This window comes from Sphingobacterium sp. UBA7253 (genome assembly GCF_002472745.1).
Lineage (GTDB): Bacteria > Bacteroidota > Bacteroidia > Sphingobacteriales > Sphingobacteriaceae > Sphingobacterium > Sphingobacterium siyangense.
On record NZ_DKSP01000116.1, the window covers coordinates 3,946 to 7,264 of the forward strand.

Genomic DNA, 3,319 nt, shown 5'->3' on the forward strand with positions numbered 1-3,319 from the left:
CTGCGTAGAGATGAACGGGGTATAGAATCACAACTCGCTACCAACTATTTAGCCTTGTTTCAGCTCAGCTCCAGATTATGGCTTTCCCTTAAAAAAGCCAACGGAGCGCGAGTGGTTAATGTTTCCTCTCATGGCCACTATTTCGCACCTTTTAATTTTGATGATCCTAATTTCCTGCACAGAGAATATGAAACATTACAGGGCTATGGACAATCCAAGACCGCAGTCAATCTTTTTTCAATGGAATTGGACGCTCGAGGACAATCTGTTCATATCAGAAGTTATGCGGTTCATCCCGGTTCTATCGGCGACACAGAATTGGGCAGAGAAGTCCCATTGGAGCTATTCCACAAAATGGGGTTTGTGGATGCAGACGGTAATATGTTACCCGAAGTAGCTGCATCGCTAAAAACGATCCCACAAGGAGCTGCCACAACGGTATGGTGTGCAACAAGCCCTATGCTTGATCATATTGGCGGCGTTTATTGTGAAGACGGAGATATCGCAGTAGTCTCATCAGATATTACTGTCCAAAAAGGGGTACATCCCTATTCACTGGATGAAACTAACGCCAAAAGACTTTGGAAACTCATCGAAGAGATGACAGGTATCCGTTTCAATCCATAAATCCATTTATTACTTTCAAGCATAAAAGAGAGGCAAGATGGCCCTTCTGCCTCTCTATTTTCAGCAATGAACTTTTAAACAAAGTAAATTATGTTATTTCTTATATTTACCTCATTGATTTCTTTCATAAAAAAGCAAAAATCATGGAATACCAAGCCCGATACATCACCGAAGATATAAAGCTTTCCAGCTACGAAGACCAATTTTTTAAATCGGACATTATGTTTGACCAACATATGTTGGTCTGGTTTCTTTCCGGAGAAACCAAGATTGTACAGGCTGATGCCACCTATCTATTTGGAAAAGGGGATATCTTTTTAATTCCCAGAAACCAATTGGCTACAATAATTAATTACCCTAAAGATGGCGAACCTCACAAGACGGTAGTCATGCATTTATCATTAGAAACATTAAAAAATTTTTATGCTGGTAAGACCATAGATCCCCAAGCACAAAATTCACCGAAGATTTTTTGTTTCAATAATCATCCTCTCCTAGAAAGCTGTCTAGCTTCGCTTATCCCTTATTTTGACATGAAAGATATCCCTGAGGATATTGCTGCGATTAAAATTACCGAAGCCATCAGCATTCTCAGAACCCTGGATAAAAGGATCGATCAATTACTTGCTAATTTTGAAGAACCCGGAAAGATCAACCTAGTCGATTATATGGAGAAGAATTTTATGTTCAATCTTCCGCTGGAAAAGTTTGGTTACCTCACTGGCAGAAGCCTCACAACATTTAAACGGGATTTCAAAAAAGCATTTACCATGACCCCACAACGATGGTTAACTTATAAACGTTTGGAGCTTGCCTATTATCAACTAACAGCAAAGAAAAAAAAGCCTCTGGAAGTTTGCTATGAGGTAGGCTTTGAAAACCTTTCCCATTTTTCATTCGCCTTTAAGAAGCAGTTTGGATTTGCACCAAGTCTGCTGAAAAGTATTTCCTGACGCCAATTCAATTTGAATTAATCAAAATCCATTGCTTAATCCCTACTACGCTTTTCGAGTACTGGAACAGATCCAGTTATTTCGTAAAAATTTGTATAAAACCGTTGGAACAATATTCCCATTATTCTTTATTTTTAGACTATGAGTGATTATACTATTTCGCTTGTGCCAAGAGTGTCCAGGTACGCTTTCGCTGAAATTGCTGTAGATGATATTTTAAAGTGGTTAGTTTCGAAAGATATCGTCAAAGCTGAATTATCGGAATGCACACTGGGCAACCTTGGATATGCATTTTCTGACGGTGCTCAATACATTGTATTTGAGCCTCATTTCCTTCCACACCAACTTGATGTAAATGGTCTGGAAATAACAACTGAGCGTACTATATTTAATACCGGACAAAATGGTATCGATCGTATAGTATGCCCCAATTGTACTGGAAATATTGTAGACAATGAATGGGATCTGGATCCCTGGTACCAGGGTTTTACCGATAACTTGTTGTGTCTCCGATATGCGGCACTGAAAGTGACATCCATCAATATGTTTTCGAACCACAGTCGGGATTCAGCAATCTTGGATTTACATTTTGGAACTGGCCTGAATTGAAACCTGAATTTATAGTTGAATTGCAGGAAAAGTTAAACTGTGACCTGGTAGTTGTAGGGTCCCACATTTAGTCATCATGGAAAAAGACAACAATGAAGGAAGAAGTATCATTAGAGGAAGTGGTATGCTCCATGTCAATTGGGGTGATGAAAAAAATGGATCAGTACTATTTTTTCAGGGGGAAACGATCTTATTAGGAATTTGTAATGTTCCCTTTGCTTTATACACAACAACTCGGTTTGACAGAAATACCTTGCCAAATGAACATGTTAAACACCTTGACCAGCTTGAAAAACTATTTCTAACAGGTGATTATAGCAGTAGAAGGGTAAAAGAAAACAGTCCATATGATATCCCGTTATGGATAAATGACCTTGAAAATATAAGTTTGTTGTATTTGGATCATTTTGATTTAATTGGTTTGACCAACCTAAGGATAAAAAACCTAAAAACACTGGTTCTTAAAAATGCTCATATTATTGATATTCCAAACCTTCTAATTGAGCTATTAACTTACAAAAACCTAACTCATATTGCTTATGATGCGTCTTGTATTCCATTAATCGACCAATTAAGAAAGCATCATGCTGGAGGGATTACTTTTGAGCTCTTAGATGGTTCGAGCTAAATTTATCCACCAATCTAAAAAGTGACGCTGCAAATTTGATTGCAAATGACTGATAAGCTCGATCTCTTTTTAAATGAGAAAATAAGTTAAAAAAACGCTAAGAGTTATGATCTGGGATAGCACCAAAAGTAAGACAGAAAATTTCTTAGCGATTTTTTAAAAGTTCTATTTGAAGAAGCGTATTAAGATTCTTATTAGCTACTACAATCTATTTTTTATACTTTTATCGTTAGGATTTAGAGAAATAACCGTTCACTTTCAAAGATGAAAAGGATCACGAATTCAATCACATCTTCTCATTATATACAGAGTTTTGCATTTGACCAGGTTGAGACCTATTCCCTCCAGCGCGGAGAGGAATACAATGCGGTGATCCAAATGCTAAAACCAGAACGTAATGGGTTAAAAGTGAGAAAGGAGAAACGAAACAATCTGACCGAAATCGAAGAAATTCGACTGAGCGAATTGGACAAGCTATTAGGTGTAACACAATATTTAATTG

General features: G+C 37.5%; 3 protein-coding genes and 2 pseudogenes. All 5 read left to right on the forward strand.

What is annotated here, in order from left to right:
- Nucleotides 1–627, forward strand: a pseudogene (locus tag B2X72_RS11415) (oxidoreductase); the annotation flags it as partial.
- A 143-nt stretch (nt 628–770) separates the two neighbouring features.
- On the forward strand, nt 771–1,580 hold the full coding sequence (locus B2X72_RS11420; RefSeq protein WP_075993122.1) for a helix-turn-helix domain-containing protein: 810 nt from the start codon (nt 771–773) through the stop codon (nt 1,578–1,580).
- 141 nt (nt 1,581–1,721) lie between these two features.
- On the forward strand, nt 1,722–2,189 hold the full coding sequence (locus B2X72_RS11425) for a hypothetical protein (RefSeq protein WP_075993123.1): 468 nt from the start codon (nt 1,722–1,724) through the stop codon (nt 2,187–2,189).
- Nucleotides 2,190–2,265: 76 nt separating this feature from the next.
- Nucleotides 2,266–2,817, forward strand: a complete 552-nt coding sequence (locus B2X72_RS11430) for a hypothetical protein (RefSeq protein WP_075993124.1) — start codon at nt 2,266–2,268, stop codon at nt 2,815–2,817.
- 264 nt (nt 2,818–3,081) lie between these two features.
- Nucleotides 3,082–3,319 (forward strand): annotated as a pseudogene (locus tag B2X72_RS11435) (hypothetical protein); the annotation flags it as partial.